Here is an 18,993-nt window from a genome sequence, read left to right on the forward strand (position 1 = left end):
ATCAGTGACACTGCGCGGCAGCGTTAATGATGCTGGTTTTCGCTTTCTCATCCGTGAGCACATAGTCAGCGACGCAATGCTCGTTTGCCTCCTGTCCCCAGGAAACGCGGAGATGCCCTTGCTGTGGCAGACCCGAGAGATAGGTCTGGCCGTCATTCCCGACGATAAATTCGCTGTCCTTGTCCTCGGTGGTAACCGTTGCGCCGAACGGCAGCGGTTTACCGTTTTGCGTGAGCGTCATCAGGACGCGATTGCCCACGCGCGTCGTGAAGCTGGCGCGCACAATGGCTCCGCGGGTTGGCGTCACAATTTGTGCCGCATGGGTGACGTCGGCGTCCTCCGGCAGCGTTTCCGTATCCAGCGCAATAGTGTTGTGGCGATACGCGGTGACGAACGGTACGACGGTGTAGCCGCGGAAGTCGGTTTCAACGCCGGTCTGGTTAGTGATATGCGTGCCGTGCGTACCCGGGGCTTTCACGAGCGCAATGGTCTCACCGAGCGGCTGGCTCAGCGTGATGCCGTTTGCATGGGCAATCACGCCTCCCTGCAAGCCGACGTTCAGTGTTTGCTGATATTTATCCTGACTGACGCCACCGCTCACTTCACCGTATGTCGCTTTGTAGTCGGCGTTAACGCTGGTGGAGTTACCGCTGCCGGTGCTGCTCAGCCCCTCCTGGAGATTCCAGTTCAGGTTGTCTTCTTTCAGGGCCGTACCGTTCAGGCCGATGTTCTGCGTGGTGCCATCTTTCGTGTTGTTCAGGTTGTACGTGGCCCAGGTGTTATGCATCCAGCGATCCAGCGGAACCGAAACGCTCAGCGAGAACTGGTTGTCGTTCGTCACCGCATTACCGTCCAGATCGCTGTCGTGAGTGTTTTTATTCATGCTGTAGCTAAGGCTGTAGCTAACGCCGTGCCAGCTGTTGTTGTAGCTGACGCTCATGGAGGTCATGTCCTGGTTCTGGCTCCAATAGGTTTCCTTCACCATGCTCAGCGTGACCGATCCCCAGCCTTCTGGTAGCGTCTGGTCGATGGTGGCTTCGGTACGGGCGCGGCGCTGCTGTGGCGCAGACCAGTTGTCGGCGCGGGTATACGACTCCATGGTGTCGTCCAGGGTGTAAAACCCCTTGCTGTTGTAGCGATAGCCCGCAAGCGAAAAGTTGGTGCCTGAACCGGCGAAATCTTTGCTGTAGCGTACGCGCCACGATTTGCCTGTGCTGGACTGCTGTTTTTTCAGCAGGGCTCTGGCGCGAGTCACGTCAATGGAGAACGCCCCTAAATCGCCCATGTTTTTCCCGGCGCCTATCGCCTGCGACTGATAATGACTGCTCTGCTGTACGCCGCCGTAGGCCGTGAAGCCGTGGGGTAAACCATAGATGGCGCTCCCCTGAGCAAACGGGGTCTTTTCAACATCTTTGTCATAAGAACGATAACGCCCGGCAGTTACGCTGTAGCGCAGGTTTTTTTCACGCTGCAATACCGGAACGGAGGCAAACGGCACCACGAAATGGCTTTCGCTGCCGTCAGTTTCTTTCACCGTGACCTGGAGGTCGCCGCTGCTGCCGGTGGGGTAGAGATCGTTAATTTCGAAGGCCCCCGGCGCGACCGTGTTCTGATAAATCACGTACCCGTTCTGGCGCACCATCACCAGCGCGTTGCTGTGGGCGGTGCCACGAATAATAGGCGCATAGCCTTTTTCGCTGTCGGGAAGCATGTCGTTATCGGATTTCAGCTCCACGCCGGTGTAAGGGACACTGTCAAAAACATCAGCAGGTGATGAGCTCTGGCCAACGGTGATATCGCTTTTCATCGCCACAATATCGCGTTGCGCATAGGTATAAACGGAGGTGAATTTCTGTTCCTCCTCATTGCCTGTGGTGCTGCGATTCCAGGTGGAATAGTTGCGAAGGCGCCATGCGCCAACGTTTAAACCCGGACGCAGGTTCACGTACTGGCTACTGCTATCCTCTTCACCCTGCTGGCGCGCATGGCTCTGGCTGGCGTTGACGCTGTAATTAAGCAAGCCCGCGTTGATCCCTTCATCAAACTCTTTCGGGTCGATGTAACCGCGTGGCACCTGTCCGAGCGCCTTTTGCGGAATGCTCAGCAGCAGCTGCTGGTTGCGAACGTGAAAGATTGCAGATGAAGCAGGGATGACACCTAAATCGGCACACTGGCCTTTGGCCATGAGCTGAGGAAACTTTTGGGTCCTGATACCGAGGCTTTTTAACTCACCCATGCTAAAGCAAGGTTGTAACGTGTCGTTGCCCTGCGAATCTTTCTCAAGCGTAAAGGTCACGTTGCGGGTATCAATATTATTATTATTGATAAACACCGCGACCTCATATTTCCCCGGTGCCTGGCCGGGACCTTTTTCATAGACGGACAGATCGGTTTTACCCTGCTGGGGATTATCAATATCCAGCAAGGCGGGGTTAAAATAATCATCAGCCATAACCTGCTGCGCAAAGATGGCTATTGCCAGGCCACAGAGAATGACCAGCAATGAAGACATTCGGCAGGTGAACGGCTTTTTGTGGCTGTACATGATTATTTTATTACCGGAACAATTAATGAACGGATTTCGACCAGGAATGGCTGATGCTGCCGTAATCATTAATAATGGAATACGTCACGTTTGAGCCCCCGACATTACCCGGTATGGCAAAATGTGTTTCTGATTTCGGAACAGCCCAGGTCGCTTTTGTGACTTTCTGACCGTTAAGCGTGACGGTCTGGAAATTCATATAGAAAGGCGTAGGGTTATTCACCACCAGGTCGTTACCTTCGCGATGCCATTCAAGCTTATCCGCCACATCTTCTGGTCGGCCTTTTACCGCGGACGGGCGATACAGCAATTTAATGCGGGTATTAATGGCAATTTGCAGCGTATTTACTCCCTCAACGTGTTTTGAGGAAGGGATCGCTTTGATATTCAACCAGTACAGAGATTCCCTGTCTTCCGGTAAATTTCCGCCCGTGCGTACCACGCGCAGAACGTTATCTTCTTTTGCATCCAGACGGAAAAGCGGCGGGGTGATCAGGAATGGGGCTTTGGCCGGGTTTTTACCGCCAGAATCGACCCAGGACTGTACCAGATAATCCGTCGTATCCGGGTTTGACAGGCCAAGAGATGATTCCTTTTTATCTCCCTGATAGACCAGCCGGGTACCATTAATCACGACACCCGCATGTGCAGAGGCTGCTATCAGTAAAAGAGTGCTCAGTAAATAACCGTGGCGCATAAAGATTTCTCAATAAATAGAAGAGATATTAATGCCCGCAAAAGCATTAATATCTCAGGATTGATAAGATCAGTTATAAATAACGGTGAAAGTCGATACAGAGTTGGCAGGGCCTGCGGTAATGGCGGCCTGAGTTTGAATATAACGCGCACCGAATTCCAGGTCGTTAACTGCCGTGCCGGAGGCTAAAGGATATTGCTGCGAAGGCGTATACAGAGTGACAGGCTGCCCGGAAGCATCCATCAACTGAATGGCTACACCGGTTGCCGCATCGGTATCTGGCGTTAATGCCAGCGCGGCATTATTATCCGCATCCGGGGTACCACCGAAGTTAATCGCAGCCGAGGTCACTGTTTCCGGACAATTGGTTAACTTAATATCAAACTTCGTTGATGTGCTGGTAGAGCCTGCGCCGGTAAATACCGTTTTAGACACCTTACCCAACTGAACGTTTAATGGATTACTTAATCCATTCACGACCTGGCAAGCAGAATCAATAATTTCACCGGTGAAATTAATCTGACCTTCACCGTTAGTTGCCGCAAATGCGGATGCAGAACATCCCACCGTTGCGGCGATAAAAAAACCTAATGCAACCTTGTTCATAGTTAATCCTGATGTGATTCTGGTAAAAGCGTTGCCTGGACGTTTTTACCGTTGACCCTTAATGATTTTTCGATGTTTATTTAATCAAAAAAAGGGTCGCTGCGGATCTTTTGTCCCAATCACAAATAATGTAAATAGTGCTTGAGTTTAATTTTTTTATATGAAAACAGCAGGTTGATAATGATCACAAAACACTATCGGGTCTGTGTTCATCGGGCTATATTGTTAACAAGATAATGCAGTCAGGAGAAATGTCGTGGATTACCGCAAAATTATCAAAGAGGTAGGGCGTGGGAAAAACCACGCTCGCGATCTGGACCAGGAAACAGCCCGCGCGTTGTACACGCATATGCTGAATGGCGACGTGCCGGAACTGGAAATGGGCGGCATTTTGATTGCGCTGCGTATTAAAGGGGAAGGTGAGGCGGAGATGCGCGGCTTTTATGAGGCCATGCAGTCGCAGACCATGCGCTTAACCCCGCCCGTCACGAAGCCGATGCCAATTGTGATCCCGACCTACAACGGCGCGCGTAAGCAGGCAAACCTCACGCCGCTGCTGGCTATTCTGTTGCAGAAACTCGGTTTCCCGGTAGTAGTGCATGGCGTGAGCGAAGATCCGACGCGCGTGCTGACAGAAACCATCCTGGCGTTGTTAGGTATTGAACCGACCCTCCATGCCGGTCAGGCACAGGCAAAGCTGGAGGGGAATCAGCCGGTCTATATCCCCGTTAGCGCGCTCTGCCCACCGCTGGAAAAGCAGCTGGACATGCGCTGGCGCATGGGCGTACGTAACAGCGCTCACACCCTGGCGAAGCTGGCGACGCCGTTTGCCGAAGACGCCGCGCTGCGTCTTTCCAGCGTCTCCCATCCGGAATACGTGACGCGAGTCGGGCAATTCTTTGCCGAAATCGGTGGACGCGCGCTGCTGATGCACGGGACAGAAGGCGAGGTTTACGCCAACCCGCAGCGTTGTCCACAGCTGATGCTGATTGAGCCCGCCGGGACGCGGGTCGTTGTCGAACGTGGGGAAGAGAACAGAGATGCGATCCTGCCTGAGTCGAAAGATCCGCAGGTCACCGCGCGCTGGATTGTGCAGTGTCTGGCCGGGAAGGTGCCGGTTCCGCAGTCAATCAAGCTGCAAATGGCCTGCTGCCTGCTGGCTGCAGGGGAAGTCGAGTCCGTGGAAGCCGGGTTGCAGCGCGTGGCGCAGTCATTTTAAGCAAAAAAAAGCCCGTCCAGTGGCGGACGGGCAAACAAGGGTAACAACAACAGGGTCAATGAGGGTTGGAGCATCTCACCAGAGGGTATGGCGAGGGTGGAGCATAATTTGTTCGATTACTTGTAGATAACCGCAGTACCGCTCAGTTTGTTATTACCGTTAGTGGAAGTGATGGTGTATCCACTTGCGCCCGCGGCGGCAGCTTTTTCAGCCAGTTTTGCTTCCAGACCGTCCAACGTGGTCGCGCCTTCAGCACTCACCACACCGATTTTGTTCAGATCCTGTGCCTGAGTAGAGGAGACTGGCTCTACAGCGAAAGCGCCGAAAGACAGAGCGGACAGGGCAACAGCGGCAACAGCATATTTGATGGTTTTCATAGGTCAATTCTCGCAGGTTATTCTGTTAAGGAGACGATGTTCCGTCGATGTGATAAGTATCACGCTTTTTAGCGGAAGATAAAATCGAAGAGAATTGACGTGGTTTGTCAAAAAAATTGAATGACAAATAACTTATTGATTATCAATAAAATCAGAAGCGCAATTGACACTTCTTGCGGATACGCTTTACAGACACAATCAGAAGGGCACGTTTTGCTACGCGCTTCGCTGAAAGTCGTGAGCGTAAAGTAAACTGTTGGTGCGGTTAACTACGGTAAAGGAAAGTCAACGTAACTGGCTGTCTTTCGATCCTCTACGATTATATCCTGAATGTGAAGCATTTTTTGAATCTTTCTCCTGCTGACAGGTGATGCAAAGCCGTACTCCGGGAATGGCTTTACGTCGTGCCTCAGGAATGGGATCCCCGCACTCTTCGCATTCCGTCAAACTTTCGCCGCGCGGAATTTCACCGCGAGCACGCGCAACCGCATCTTCAATGGTACTGTTGATCTGTTCGTTAACGGCGTCGTCATTCGCCCAGCCGGAAGCCATGATGTTCTCCTGAAAGGATCAAGTCATGCATTTTAATATGGGGTGAAAAAACGCACAGTCAAGGCGCAGGCAGAGAGAACTGCATCTGCCGGGCAGATGCAGTTTGGAAGGCGGTAAGTTATTTATAGATAGTCGCGGTACCGTACATATGGTTATCGCCACCAGCGGCGTTCACCACGAAGCCTTTAGCACCTTCCTGACGGGCTTTTTCGGCCAGCTTGTCCTGAAGGTCATCAAGGTTGCTTGCCCGGCTGACAGAGACCGTCCCGGCCGCGCGTAGCTGGCTGGTGTCGGTACTGTCGGTCAGAGGTTGAACGGACAAGGCAGAAAATGATGCGCCTGCCAGCGCACCCGCAATAATAAAGGTCAGATACTTTTTCATAATCACATCCTCAGGGGAAACAACAGGTGATTCCTGTTAAGTTTAGAAGCCCGATGCGTGTGATTTATCGCAAAAATTTGATGATGATCTGCTTATTTTTTGAACGATAAATTCTGACAATTTATTGACAGATCATAGACATACAGGTCGCTGATTTTTGTCGTTTTTTTGTGCGACTCAGACAGATATTTACCCCCGCGCCGTCACAGGGTATCTTACGCGGCTGTTTAAAGGAGAATGCCATGACTTCCCACAAGCCGGGATTGCACCCGCGTAACCGCCACCGTAGCCGCTACGATATGAAAGCCCTGTGTCTGAGCTGCCCTGAATTGCAGGGTTTTATCGTTCAGACACCAGCCGGTGAACCGTCGGTAAACTTTGCCGATCCGCTGGCGGTTAAAACGCTGAACAAAGCGCTGCTGGCCCATTTTTATGGTGTGACGCACTGGGACATCCCTGATGGCTTTCTCTGCCCGCCGGTCCCGGGCCGTGCGGATTACGTCCATCATCTTGCCGATCTGCTGGCGGATGACCACGATGGCGTAGTGCCGAAACAGGCTACCGTCCTTGATATCGGTACGGGCGCGAACCTGATCTACCCCCTGATAGGCGCACATGAGTACCAGTGGCGATTTACCGGCAGCGAGATCGGTGATGAGGCCTTCGCCAGCGCGCAGGCCATTATCAACGCTAACCCGGGGTTAAGCCGGGCCGTTCGTCTGCGTCGTCAGAAGGATGCCGCTGCTATTTTCAACGGCATAATTCATAAGAACGAACAATATGATGCCACCCTGTGCAACCCGCCATTCCACGACTCCGCCGCGTCTGCGCGTGCGGGAAGTGAACGCAAGCGGCGTAACCTGGGCCAGGCCAAAGATGGCGCGCTGAACTTTGGCGGCCAGCAGCAGGAGCTGTGGTGCGAGGGCGGGGAAGTAGCCTTTATTCTGCGCATGATTGCCGAGAGTAAAGGCTTCGGTCGTCAGGTGAAATGGTTTACCACGCTGGTCTCTCGTGGCGATAACCTGCCGCCGCTTTACCGCGCGCTGACCGAAGCCGGCGCGGTGAAGGTGGTCAAAAAAGAGATGGCGCAGGGTCAGAAGCAGAGCCGCTTTATTGCCTGGTCCTTTATGGACGATAACAAACGTCGCAAATAATCGTTTCTCGGGCCGGGAAAGGCGAAGCCGCCACCCGGCTCGGTTACAGCGTCGGCTCCTGCGGAGGGAGCAGCGAAGCGGGCGGCGACAATACCTGATACGTCTGCACCGGCGCTCTCACGTTCGCCAGATCGAAGTGTTTTTTCACCATGCTGTCCAGGGCAAAGCGCACCGTCCACTGTTTCAGCGGCTGGGTGGTGAACGACACGCGCAGGGTAAAGGCAGTGTTCGTCAGCCCGACGATGCCCGCAAACGACGGCTCACCAATTACCAGCCCGCGAATATCCTCCATCTCCATCAGTTCGCTCACCGCATCCCGCAGCGCCTGTTTCGCCTTATCTGCATCTTCGTGACGATCGACATCATAATTCGCCACCACCGAACCAATGCCGCGCACAAAGTTGGCAAAGGTGGTGATCGATGACCACGGAATAATGTGGTACGCCCCGGTATCCTGACGTACGCCGACGGAGCGAATGGACATCCTCTCCACCGTTCCGGTGAGCGGTCCAATGGTCACCAGATCCCCGGTGTTCATCCCGTTCTCAAACTGGATAAAAATGCCGGTGATAATATCCTTCACCAGCGTCTGCGAACCAAAGGAGATCGCCAGTCCCAGGGCACCGGCACCCGCCAGCAGTGGGGCGATATTTACGCCGATTTCCGACAACACAATCATGATGGTAATGGTGCTAATGATCACCGCCAGCGCGTTGCGGAACAGCGTCAGCAGTGTGCGGGCGCGGGCGCTTGGCAGGGGCCTGCCGTGGACATCCGACACCAGACGGTTTTCGATAAGGCTTGCCAGCAGCGTCCAGCCGACGGCGGAGAAGAACAGGATCAGCGCGATACGAATAAGAATATCGACGGTCTTTTCTCCCGCACCGTTATGCAGCCAGTTCCAGAAATCAAACAGTCCCCACGCATTCAGCAGCAGCATAATTGCCACGCAGACCGTCAAAATACGCGCCACCTTCAGCGACACCGATGTCCAGCCATTTACCCGTTTTTGCAGCTCGGGGTAATTACGCTGAACCTGCGGCGACAGGGTGATCGTCTTCGACAGCCAGCGGGAGAGCAGGCCAGAAACAAAGGCCGCGATGCCGATAATCGCCAGGCTTTTGAACGTCGCCCCCATCATAAATTTCAGGCTGTTGCCCGGATCGAACAGCGAGAAGAAACACAGCACAATAAAATAGGCGCTGGCCAGCCAGTGCCACACCAGCGCAAAGGCGCGAATAAAGAGGCTGAAAAAGGAGAGGGAGCGATCGGCCAGGTGAAGCAGACTGTCGGTGATCGCTTTTTTATTGTGGAAGATGAGGTACAGCGCCCAGACGGTAATACAGAGCATGATCAGCACGTTCGCCAGGGCCCCGAACTGCACGTTAACCTGGTTGGAAATAATCGGGACGGCGACCAGCAGGCCATAGCCGATCAACCCGCTCAGCACGCTGAGCCGAACCGCCCAGTATTTGGCGCTCCGATCCGAAATGGCGAACGGGCGAAGTTCCGGCACGCGCGGACAGAATATTAACCGCAGGAGCGCCTTAAAGAACTCGATCAGGGCAAAGGCGTTCAGGAACAGCCCCTGCTGAAAGGCGATGGTTTTGTTCCCGGTATTAAGACGGTCGGCCAGCATCTGGCCGACAAACAGCGTCAGCGCCAGCAGCAGCAAATCGATGATAAAGGCCCCGGTAATCATTGCCGGAAGATGCAGCCAGCTGCTTTTATGCTGATTCTTTTTACGTCCCCAGTGGCCCATCTTCCGGTAAAGCGGCCAGACAGACAGGCGCAACAGCCAGTAAAAAATGAATACCGCGGCGGCCAGAATAGAAAACTGGGTCGCGGCTGCAGAAAAGGTGTGGGGATTAAAAGGCTTATGCGAGGTGCCAACAAGGTTGCGATAGAGCTGGGCAAAACGCGACGACAGGGCTTCCCCGTAGCGGCGACTGATATCGGTGACGTTTTCCAGTACCGTCTTTTCGTCTTCGACTTCCGGCGGCGCGATAGTCGGAACCGGATCCTGAGGCGGTGTGGCGGCCACTTTCCTCAGCTGATCGATAAGCTCCTGCCGGGACGTGTCGTTCTCAAGCACGTCGGCAAGTGCGCTGTAAGCGGCTTTTTTCTTTTCAGCGTCGGGTTCTGGCGGCGCATTTTGCTGGGTGGCGGTGGCTCCGGTGGTGACGCCGGGAATGGTTACAGCAAGTGATGGCGCGCTAAACAGGGTAAACAGTAGCAACAGGATCCACGGCACGGCGTCCTCCGACAAAAATATCGTGCAAAATGATAAGTATAGAGCGCGCGGAGCGGAGGGGAGTTTTTGGGAACAATCCGGCATAAAAAAGCCGGGCATGCCCGGCTCTGTGTATGGCTATCAGGAGACGTGTTGCAGGAACTCCTGGAGGCGCTGGCTAGGTGGGTTCGCAATCAGCGCCTGCGGATTACCGTCTTCCGCGATGCGGCCCTTATCAATGAAGATCAGACGGGACGCCACTTTTTCGGCAAAGCCGATTTCGTGGGTAACGATCACCATCGTCATGCCTTCTTCTGCCAGATCCTGCATCACTTTCAGCACCTCGTGACGCAGCTCCGGGTCGAGTGCGGAGGTTGGCTCATCAAACAGCATCATCTTTGGCTTCACCGCCAGCGCACGGGCAATGGCCACGCGCTGCTGCTGGCCACCGGACAACTCGGAAGGATAGTGGTGTGCACGCTCCGCCAGACCCACTTTCGCCAGCAGATCTTTTGCCAGCGTTTCTGCCGCCGCTTTGCTGGCCCCACGCACGCGCAAAGGACCGAACATCACGTTTTCCAGCGCCGTCAGGTGCGGGAACAGGTAGAACTGCTGGAACACCATGCCCGCTTCCTGGCGGATCAGGCGATCGTCCACTTTCGGATCGTTCACCTTCAGACCATCGACGATCAAATCGCCGCTGGTGATCTCCTCGAGCTTGTTAATACAGCGCAGCAGGGTGGATTTTCCGGAACCCGACGGCCCGATGATCACCACCACTTCACCCTGCCTGATGTTCAAATCGATATTGTGCAGCACCTGGGTTGGACCAAAGTGCTTGGAAACATTTTTAAATTCAATCACAGGATTTTCATCCTTCTTTCAAGACGACGCAGAACAAAGCTCAGGACAAGCGTGATAATCAGGTAGACAACGGCGACCGCACTCCAGATTTCCAGGGCGCGGAAGTTACCCGCGATGATCTCCTGGCCCTGACGGGTCAGCTCGGCCACGCCGATAACAATAAACAGCGAGGTGTCTTTAATGCTGATGATCCACTGGTTGCCCAGCGGCGGCAGCATGCGGCGCAGCGCCAGCGGCAGGATCACGTGACGGATCGTTTCGCGACGGGAAAGACCTAACGCCAGGCCAGCTTCGCTGAAGCCTTTATGAATCGACAGCACCGCACCGCGGGTGATTTCCGCAATGTAGGCGCCGGAGTTGATCATAATGGTGACGACAGCTGCGCTGAACGGGTCAATGCGCAGATCGTTGAAGGCCATCGGCAGGGCGAAGTAGATAAACATGACCTGCACCACAATGGGGGTGCCGCGGATCACTTCGATGAAAACCAGTGCGATGTGGTTTGCAATCCAGCCGCCGTAGGTGCGGGCGAAACCGGCCACCAGACCGATAATCAACCCGCCAACCAGACCGAGGACCGAAATCCACAGGGTCATTTTAGCGCCTTCAAGCAAGAGAGGAATGGCAGGCCAGATGGCGCTCCAGTCAAACTGCATGATGTATTCCTGTATACCGTGGTGAAAAACGAAAAACGTAGGCCCGGTAAGCGGTAGCGCCACCGGGCGTTACAAACCTGAAGTCAGGTGAAATTATTTAGGCTCGGTACCGAACCATTTTTTGTAGATTTCGTTATAGGTGCCGTTCTCTTTCAGGGTTTTCAGCGCGCCGTTAACTTTATTACGCAGGTCGTCGCTGCCTTTCGGGAACGCAATACCGTACTGCTGAGCTTCCAGAGAATCACCTACCGCTTTGAACTTGCCGTTACCGGCGGTTTTGATGAAGTAAAGGATGTTAGGCGTGTCGTGCAGCACCGCGTCTGCGCGGTTGGTGCCCAGTTCCATGTAAGCGTTGTCGATGTTCGGGAACTGACGCAGGTCTTTGGTTTTGATATTGGCTTTCGCGTAATCAACGGAACCGGTGCCGCTCTTCACGGCGACCACTTTACCGTCGAGATCTTTCACGCTTTTCACGTCGTTGTTATCCGCTTTCACCATCACCAGCAGGCCGCTTTTGTAGTAGCCATCAGAGAAATCGATAGCTTTTTTACGCTCTTCGGTAATGGTGATGCCCGCCAGCGCCAGGTCAACGTTTTTGGTTTGCAGTGCCGGGATAATGCCGCTGAAATCCATTGGCATCAGGGTGTAATCCAGTTTGAGTTCTTTTGCGACAGCGGCCCACAGATCAACGTCAAAACCAACGTATTTATCACCCTGTTTGAATTCAAACGGTACGAACGCCGTGTCAGTCGCCACAACCAGTTTGTCGGCAGCCTGCGAGGACACCGCAAACGCCAGGGTAAGTGCAGCCAGTGAAACTTTTAATACAGACTTCATAGCATTTCCTTTTATATCCACGGGGCGATCCCCTGCGAGAACCTCAGGCACAATGAAAAAATCGTGCCAGTTTTACAAGCTGTTGTTTTGCAAAGGGGATAATGTCACGCATTGCACAAAAAGCGTGGCAATTCTGCCAGGTTGCACCAGAATGGAGCACCGTTTTGGTGCGCTTCGTTAAGGTCTTCTGACAGGGGGATATTTAGCGCAGAATCTGACGAAAAAACAATCTTCCGTTAACGGTTGTGTGAGGTGATTATTACATTTTATTCACTTTTGCGGCCGTTGCGGACAAAAGTGTGCACCATAAATGTGCAAAACCCCCGCCAGGGGAGGGGCGAGGGTTATTCAGACAATCCGCAGGGATTATTCGATGTTTGACTCAATGAACCACAGGAACTGATCCAGGTCGCGTGACGCGGCAGTGAAGATATCAGCGGTGTCTTCATCTTTTGCTTCGCCAATCGCTTTACGAACATCGTTCGCGACAATCGCATAACGGTCCGCCAGCTCTTTCAGGTGATCCTGAACGGTATGGATATCCAGCGGATAGCTTTTCAGTGGCGTTTTGCTGTTGATCACCTGCGTGGTACCCAGAGCCACACCGCCCAGCTGTACGGCGCGTTCGGCCATGGTATCCAGATGAGTCACCAGTGCTGTGCGGAAGCCATCCAGCATTTCATGAACGGCAATAAAGTTTGCACCGCGCATATTCCAGTGGGCCTGTTTGGTGATCAGCGAAAGATCGATGAACTGGACCACCTGGCGATTCAGCAGCTCAATGGTCGCTTTTTTATCGCTATCCGATACATCGTTACGGGTATAAAGCAGATTAGACGCTTTCGTTTTCACCAGTTTAGCGGTACTCATAATCTCATATCCTCTTGATGTTTGTGTCCCAGGTAATTACGGGATTAAGTATAGCACCGGATTTTTTCTCTGCGGTTTGGCGCTGCCTATCGGTTTAATAGCGAAAGGATGGTTGAAGTTTTAACTTAATGATTTTAAAGTTTTTTATATAAATTGATGCAGATCAATCTTAATTCGTTAAGTGACAAGGCGGGCAGGTGAAATATTTTGGCAATATAAGAGAGTTTGTAAGAAATTATTTGAAGGGCTGACGAGACCTATATTCTGCATGGCCGGTAAGCCATGCAGAATTTAAGGGCTAGTTGAGGTCAATCTTATGTACTTTTGGTTCCGGGCGCATGGTCAATGTAGAGCCCATTGACGCCGCGATAATGGAACAGAGCGCCAGCGTCTGCACCAGTGTCAGGGTTTCGCCGAGGAACATCATTCCAGAGATGGCAGCCAGCGCGGGCTCCATGCTCATGAGCGTACCAAAAATACGCGTAGGCAGACGCGTCAGGGCGATCATCTCCAGAGAGTAGGGCAGCGCCGTGGAAAGAATGGCGACCGCCAGCCCAACCGGCAGGATTGACCACTGCCATATTGAGTCCGTTGCTTGTGCCATGCCGATCGGGACAAAGATAACCGCGGCAATCAGCGAGCCTAAGGCGACCGTCGCGGGGCCGTGCTCTTCGCCCGCACGCTGGCCAGTGAGAATATACACCGCCCAGCACGCCCCTGCGCCCAGCGCCAGAGCGGCCCCTGTCAAATCGATTTGTGAAACGCTTTGGCCGAGCGGCAGCAGGAACCATAGCCCCAGCACGGCCAGTATGACCCAGATAAAGTCTACCGGGCGACGAGAAGAAAAGAGGGCAACCGCCAGCGGGCCGGTAAATTCAAGCGCGACCGCGATCCCCAGCGGGATAGTCTGAATAGAGAGGTAGAACATGTAGTTCATCCCTCCCAGCGCCAGCCCATAAAAAAGCAGAGGCAGTCGCTGCTCCTTTTTAAACCGTAGCCGCCAGGGTTTAAAGACAACCACGAGGATCAGGGTGCCTAATGCGATACGCAGCGCCGTGACGCCGGGCGCACCAATCAGCGGAAACAGCGATTTTGCCAGCGACGCGCCGCTTTGTATGGACATCATCGCGATAAGTATGACTGCCACCGGCATCCAGACCGACGATTTACGAGGTAAACCTGGCATCCTTTCTCCTGTCAATTTTTGTCAAAAGAGGTAAAAGTCGCAGTGTAATGGAAATAACCTGCAACGGTTGAGCTACTGTTGAAAAAAAATCCAGGGAAAATCCGTAAAATGAGAAAACGTTGCTGATTTTATCGCCTGAAAGATTAGGAATAATCTGGATGAACTAAATGGCGATGACGCGCACTATTAGCATTTACAGGTGAAAATCTGGAGTTATTTGAACGAGATAGCTGGTGCTGGAAATGTTCTGTTACAGGAAAGGTCGCATTAGACATCGTGAATGACAAAGAGTTTCACAGATTTTTTTGATATATTTAAAACTTACGGACTTACTTGAAGCACATTTGAGGTGGTTATGAAAAAAATTGCATGTCTTTCAGCACTGGCAGCTGTTCTGGCTGTTTCCGCAGGTACCGCTGTAGCGGCAACTTCTACTGTAACTGGTGGTTACGCTCAGAGCGATATGCAGGGCGTGATGAACAAAACCAACGGTTTCAACCTGAAGTACCGTTACGAGCAAGACAACAACCCGCTGGGTGTGATCGGTTCTTTCACTTACACCGAGAAAGATCGTACTGAAAATGGCTCTTACAATAAAGGTCAGTACTACGGCATCACCGCGGGTCCTGCTTACCGCCTGAATGACTGGGCAAGCATCTACGGTGTTGTAGGTGTTGGCTACGGTAAATTCCAGCAGACCGAAAACCAGGGTCTGAACCGTACTGCAAGCAACAGCGACTACGGTTTCTCCTATGGCGCAGGTATGCAGTTCAACCCAATCGAAAACGTTGCTCTGGACTTCTCCTATGAGCAGAGCCGTATCCGCAACGTTGACGTTGGCACCTGGATCGCGGGCGTAGGTTACCGCTTCTAATCACTTCGGTGAGCCAGTAAAAAATCCGCCCTTTGAGGCGGATTTTTTTTGTTTGTACCCTCTCCCTGTGGGAGAGGGCCAGAGTGAGGGCATCAGCCTGCACGAGACGGCAGAGATCACTTACTCTTAATATCGAAAATATCCGTCCCCAGATGGTTATAGTCAACTTTCTGTAACCTGAAGTTGGTAATGTAAACTGGCGGGCCCTTCTTCCCGGAGATAAACGGGTAATCATTTTTTATCTCTTTCGCCTTAATCCCCGTCCACTGTGAGAAGAATTTCAGGAAATCGTTCGCGGAACGGCGCGCTTTGATGATGCGATGCGTTTTGTCATCACTCGACAGCACCATAAACGGTACCTGGAAGTTCTGCTGAAACTTGTCATCGTGGGCCAGATACTGCACCTCTTTACCGCGCTCCTTAAACGCCAGACCGTGGTCAGAGAAATAGACCATCGAGAAGCTATCGCCGCTGTTGCGCAGCTGCGCGTACAGCTTGCTGAGCAGATCGTCGGTTTGCGTCATGGTGTACAGATAACACGAGGTCTCTTTGGATTGCACAAACTCCGCATATTTTCCCCCGGTACGATCGCATGCCTGCGGGTGTGACCCCATCAGGTGCAGGACGATCAGCTGCGGCTGGGTGCGCTGAGTGGCAAAGACCTGCGCGGTCATTTTTAGCAACGCTTCATCTTTTGTGTTTTTATCGGCTTCGAAATCACCGCTTTTCAGGAACTGTACCTCGTCGGCACGCTTCGCGATGCTGGCAATGGCGGTATCATACTCGCCGATCTGCCCCTGGTTGGAGAACCACCACGTCTGAAAACCTGCCCGGTTGGCCAGGGTGACAAAATTATCCTGAAACTGCGGTTTTCCATCCACGACACGGTTGAGCGTCAGACCGAGAGATTTCTGCGTCGAACCGCTGGCCGCCACGTAATCGGTAAACAGCGTACCGTTGACGGAGCTGGCAAACGGCGTGTTATCCCAGTGACCGCCAAACGCGCCGAGCGCATCGCGACGCGCGCTTTCACCGATCACCACCACATAGGTGTGATACTTCGGTTTCACCGCCAGCACGTTCCAGGTATCTTTCATGGTGGAAAGCTCGGCCATACGCGCCTGCTCGTCGAGCACTTCCTCGTTATTCACTACCACGTCTTTAACGAAGCGAAACACCGGATACCCGGTATCTTTAAGCTTAAACACGCCGCCCCAGGCCAGATTTTGTACCGGCGCAACAAAAAACGTCACTACGCTAAAGGCCAGGCACAGGCTTTCAATTTTACCCCATGTTTTTTTCCCGACCTGCTTACGGCGAACCGCAATCACGCCGAGAGCAAAAATGAAAAGGCCAACCACGTAGTTGTACCACGGGAAGATCGTCAGGATCTCTGTAGACTCTTCCATATTGGTGGAGTGGAGCGCCAGCAGGGTATTAAAGTTCGGCGCGCCATAGGCCTGGCCGAACGGGAAATAGGCGGCAGCCACCAGAGAACAGATCCCGATAAGCACTTTCTGCATGCGCGGTGCGCTTCGCCATAGCAGGTGAAGAATGCAGGTGAACCCGACGGCATAAAGCAGGCTAAAGGGGTAGCCAAGAGCAAAGTTAATTAACAGCGATTGCAAAAAATAAAATCCCGTCCACGGGCTTAGGGCCCGGCTGCGGGTAACAAGTGTATCAATCAGGGTTACGTTCATAGATCACTATCACGAAAACGCCATGTGCTCACCCTGGCGTCAAGGGTCAAAGCCTGCCGGACAGTGCGTGGAAAGGGAATGGAGGTCCGCTTCAGCGAGCCGCAAATTGTGCAGGGCTGCAAGAAGATAGTGCGAGCGTGAATTAAGGTCAACAGTTGCTAAACAGATGTTTTGCGAAGGGGGCTGCAAATCCGCAAAAATAATCAGGAAAAAGCGAGTTTACAACGAAAGTGTGACAGGAAAATGAAGCGGCGTGCCGCGACGCCGCTTAGTGAGAAGATTTGTCGTCCTGATGCGGTTTGGCGTTAAACATATCGCACAGCATGTTCAACAGCATTAGACGCACTTTAAAAGGAGAGTGGGTAAACACGTTCATACACCTCTTGAATTCATTCATAAGACCTCCTGATTCATGATCCCTTCGATCCGTGAAGGGTGACTGCATTACATACAGATATAGCACAGGCTATATTGTATAGCTATGGCTAATTCGTTAATTTTTTGTGCTTGTAGAGCTATGGTTTACAATGTGCGCTCCGTTACAGGGCGCTGGAAGCGTCAACCCATTGAGGAAGCACAATGAACCGTCGCGCAGGTAAGCCAACAACAAAAAAAACGACGCAACTGGTGAACGTTGAAGAACATGTGGAAGGCTTCCGCCAGGTGCGTGAGGCGCACCGCCGGGAGCTGATTGATGATTATGTCGAACTGATCTCCGATCTGATTCGTGAAGTTGGAGAAGCGCGCCAGGTGGATATGGCCGCACGCCTGGGGGTGTCGCAGCCAACCGTTGCCAAAATGTTAAAACGTCTGGCGTCGGTCGGGCTGATCGAGATGATCCCCTGGCGCGGGGTGTTTCTCACCGCTGAAGGCGAAAAGCTGGCGCAGGAGAGCCGCGAGCGCCATCAGATCGTCGAGAATTTTTTACTGGTGCTGGGCGTCAGCCCGGAAATTGCCCGTCGGGATGCCGAAGGTATGGAACACCACGTCAGCGAAGAGACGCTGGTGAAGTTCCGCGAATTTACGCTCAAATATGGCCCCGCCGCTGAATGAACATCCCCGGCTTGCAGGCCCTGAAACGCGATCGTTTTTTCCATCTTTTACTTATCACTGGCGTTGGGCTCAGCGTCTTTGTGCCCTTCACGCCGCACACCTGGCCGGCGGCCATAGACTGGCGCACCATTATTACCCTGAGCGGTTTGATGATGCTCACCAAAGGCGTAGAGCTGAGCGGCTATTTTGACGTGCTGGGGCGCAAAATGGTGCGCCGCTTCGCCACCGAGCGCAAACTGGCTCTGTTCATGGTCTTTTCGGCGGCGCTGCTGTCGACGTTCCTCACTAATGACGTAGCGCTGTTTATCGTGGTGCCGCTTACGCTCACGCTGCGTAAGCTGTGCGAAATACCGGTTACCCGTCTGATTATCTTTGAAGCGCTGGCCGTCAATGCAGGCTCGCTGCTCACGCCGATCGGTAACCCGCAGAACATTCTGCTGTGGGGACGCTCCGGCCTGTCGTTTACCGCATTTACCTGGCAGATGGCGCCGCTGGCGCTGGCGATCGTGGCGACGCTGCTGGTGGTGGGCTGGTTTGCTTTCCCGAATAAATCGTTGCAGTACCACAGCGGTACCACCGGCCCCCAGTGGCAGCCGCGTCTCGTCTGGAGCTGCCTGGGACTGTATATCGTTTTCATTACCGCGCTGGAGTTAAACCAGGCGCTGGCGGGCGCGCTGCTGGTGGCGTGTGGCTTCCTGTTCCTCGCCCGGCGGGTGCTGGTGAGCGTTGACTGGACGCTGCTGCTGGTGTTTATGGCGATGTTTATTGACGTCCATCTACTGATCCAGCTCCCGGTATTGCAGACCGTTCTCCATAGCGTCAGCGGTCTGTCGCAGCCGGGACTATGGCTGACGGCGATTGGTCTCTCGCAGGTGATCAGTAACGTGCCGTCCACCATTTTGCTGCTTAACTATGTTCCCCCAACGGTACTGCTGGCGTGGGCGGTCAACGTCGGCGGCTTTGGGCTGCTGCCCGGCTCGCTGGCCAACCTCATCGCCCTGCGGATGGCCAACGATCGCCGCATCTGGTGGCGCTTCCATTTATGGTCAATCCCGATGCTGCTCTGGTCTGCGGCGGTCGGTTTCGGACTATTCCTTCTCATATAGTGCGCAATTTGTCAGTTTTTCCTGGCAAATGTATAGCAACGTCCTAGCTTTAGTGAACGGCATAGTGTGATGCCGCTCACTG

Annotated in this window: 19 protein-coding genes; 5 read left to right on the forward strand and 14 right to left on the reverse strand. The window is 53.3% G+C overall.

Annotated elements, in window-relative coordinates:
• Position 1: 1 nt before the first annotated feature.
• The 3 genes from L3069_RS06715 to L3069_RS06725 form a co-directional block, all read right to left on the reverse strand.
• A complete protein-coding gene (locus L3069_RS06715) occupies positions 2 to 2,545 on the reverse strand; it encodes a fimbria/pilus outer membrane usher protein (protein WP_139155915.1) in 2,544 nt (847 codons plus the stop codon).
• Between the two features lie 22 nt (positions 2,546 to 2,567).
• Entirely contained in the window at positions 2,568 to 3,242 is a 675-nt protein-coding gene (locus L3069_RS06720; protein WP_022647515.1) for a molecular chaperone, read from the reverse strand.
• Positions 3,243 to 3,311: 69 nt separating this feature from the next.
• On the reverse strand, positions 3,312 to 3,848 hold the full coding sequence (locus L3069_RS06725) for a fimbrial protein (RefSeq protein WP_022647516.1): 537 nt from the start codon (positions 3,846 to 3,848) through the stop codon (positions 3,312 to 3,314).
• A 256-nt stretch (positions 3,849 to 4,104) separates the two neighbouring features.
• Between L3069_RS06725 and ybiB the strand changes: the two genes are divergently transcribed.
• A complete protein-coding gene (ybiB, locus tag L3069_RS06730; protein WP_022647517.1) occupies positions 4,105 to 5,067 on the forward strand; it encodes a DNA-binding protein YbiB in 963 nt (320 codons plus the stop codon).
• 116 nt (positions 5,068 to 5,183) lie between these two features.
• On the opposite strand, the gene ybiJ is transcribed toward ybiB, so the two are convergent.
• From ybiJ to mcbA, 3 genes are all read right to left on the reverse strand, one after another.
• Positions 5,184 to 5,444, reverse strand: coding sequence for a DUF1471 family protein YbiJ (gene ybiJ, locus L3069_RS06735; RefSeq protein WP_003858474.1), 261 nt, complete (start codon positions 5,442 to 5,444; stop codon positions 5,184 to 5,186).
• A gap of 285 nt (positions 5,445 to 5,729) precedes the next feature.
• The gene (locus L3069_RS06740) at positions 5,730 to 5,996 is read right to left on the reverse strand and encodes a DksA/TraR family C4-type zinc finger protein (protein WP_022647518.1); all 267 of its coding nucleotides are present in this window, start codon (positions 5,994 to 5,996) and stop codon (positions 5,730 to 5,732) included.
• Between the two features lie 118 nt (positions 5,997 to 6,114).
• Complete coding sequence (mcbA, locus tag L3069_RS06745; protein ID WP_022647519.1) at positions 6,115 to 6,378, reverse strand: DUF1471 family periplasmic protein McbA; 264 nt, start codon at positions 6,376 to 6,378, stop codon at positions 6,115 to 6,117.
• A 242-nt stretch (positions 6,379 to 6,620) separates the two neighbouring features.
• On the opposite strand from mcbA, the gene rlmF reads away from it, so the two are divergent.
• Entirely contained in the window at positions 6,621 to 7,532 is a 912-nt protein-coding gene (gene rlmF, locus L3069_RS06750; RefSeq protein ID WP_038415722.1) for a 23S rRNA (adenine(1618)-N(6))-methyltransferase RlmF, read from the forward strand.
• A gap of 43 nt (positions 7,533 to 7,575) precedes the next feature.
• Here the strand turns inward: rlmF and ybiO are convergent, their stop codons facing one another.
• The 6 genes from ybiO to rhtA form a co-directional block, all read right to left on the reverse strand.
• Complete coding sequence (gene ybiO, locus L3069_RS06755) at positions 7,576 to 9,786, reverse strand: mechanosensitive channel protein (RefSeq protein WP_038415723.1); 2,211 nt, start codon at positions 9,784 to 9,786, stop codon at positions 7,576 to 7,578.
• A 120-nt stretch (positions 9,787 to 9,906) separates the two neighbouring features.
• Entirely contained in the window at positions 9,907 to 10,629 is a 723-nt protein-coding gene (glnQ, locus tag L3069_RS06760; protein ID WP_038415724.1) for a glutamine ABC transporter ATP-binding protein GlnQ, read from the reverse strand.
• Complete coding sequence (gene glnP, locus L3069_RS06765) at positions 10,626 to 11,285, reverse strand: glutamine ABC transporter permease GlnP (protein ID WP_010428919.1); 660 nt, start codon at positions 11,283 to 11,285, stop codon at positions 10,626 to 10,628. The genes glnQ and glnP overlap by 4 nt, the downstream gene beginning before the upstream one ends.
• A 93-nt stretch (positions 11,286 to 11,378) precedes the next feature.
• A complete protein-coding gene (glnH, locus tag L3069_RS06770) occupies positions 11,379 to 12,122 on the reverse strand; it encodes a glutamine ABC transporter substrate-binding protein GlnH (RefSeq protein ID WP_038415725.1) in 744 nt (247 codons plus the stop codon).
• A gap of 366 nt (positions 12,123 to 12,488) precedes the next feature.
• Positions 12,489 to 12,992: a DNA starvation/stationary phase protection protein Dps gene (dps, locus tag L3069_RS06775; RefSeq protein WP_000100801.1), complete on the reverse strand. Its 504-nt coding sequence runs from the start codon at positions 12,990 to 12,992 to the stop codon at positions 12,489 to 12,491.
• Positions 12,993 to 13,290: 298 nt separating this feature from the next.
• Positions 13,291 to 14,178, reverse strand: a complete 888-nt coding sequence (gene rhtA, locus L3069_RS06780; protein WP_023305742.1) for a threonine/homoserine exporter RhtA — start codon at positions 14,176 to 14,178, stop codon at positions 13,291 to 13,293.
• Between the two features lie 355 nt (positions 14,179 to 14,533).
• Between rhtA and ompX the strand changes: the two genes are divergently transcribed.
• Entirely contained in the window at positions 14,534 to 15,052 is a 519-nt protein-coding gene (gene ompX, locus L3069_RS06785) for an outer membrane protein OmpX (protein WP_003858450.1), read from the forward strand.
• A gap of 116 nt (positions 15,053 to 15,168) precedes the next feature.
• Here the strand turns inward: ompX and L3069_RS06790 are convergent, their stop codons facing one another.
• Together L3069_RS06790 and mntS are read right to left on the reverse strand one after the other, a co-directional pair.
• A complete protein-coding gene (locus L3069_RS06790; RefSeq protein WP_022647524.1) occupies positions 15,169 to 16,752 on the reverse strand; it encodes a phosphoethanolamine transferase in 1,584 nt (527 codons plus the stop codon).
• A gap of 268 nt (positions 16,753 to 17,020) precedes the next feature.
• Positions 17,021 to 17,149 (reverse strand): manganase accumulation protein MntS, encoded by a 129-nt coding sequence (gene mntS, locus L3069_RS06795; protein WP_022647525.1) that lies wholly within the window; start codon positions 17,147 to 17,149, stop codon positions 17,021 to 17,023.
• 182 nt (positions 17,150 to 17,331) lie between these two features.
• Here mntS and mntR point away from each other — a divergent pair, with 182 nt between their 5' ends.
• Together mntR and L3069_RS06805 are read left to right on the forward strand one after the other, a co-directional pair.
• Positions 17,332 to 17,805 carry a manganese-binding transcriptional regulator MntR gene (gene mntR / locus L3069_RS06800; protein WP_022647526.1) on the forward strand — a complete coding sequence of 158 codons (474 nt, stop codon included), beginning with the start codon at positions 17,332 to 17,334 and terminating at the stop codon, positions 17,803 to 17,805.
• The gene (locus L3069_RS06805) at positions 17,802 to 18,911 is read left to right on the forward strand and encodes an anion transporter (RefSeq protein ID WP_023299650.1); all 1,110 of its coding nucleotides are present in this window, start codon (positions 17,802 to 17,804) and stop codon (positions 18,909 to 18,911) included. Before mntR ends, L3069_RS06805 begins: the two co-directional genes overlap by 4 nt.
• Positions 18,912 to 18,993: the final 82 nt, after the last annotated feature.

It is taken from the genome of Enterobacter cloacae complex sp. ECL411, assembly GCF_021869665.1.
Taxonomy (GTDB): Bacteria; Pseudomonadota; Gammaproteobacteria; order Enterobacterales; family Enterobacteriaceae; genus Enterobacter; species Enterobacter intestinihominis.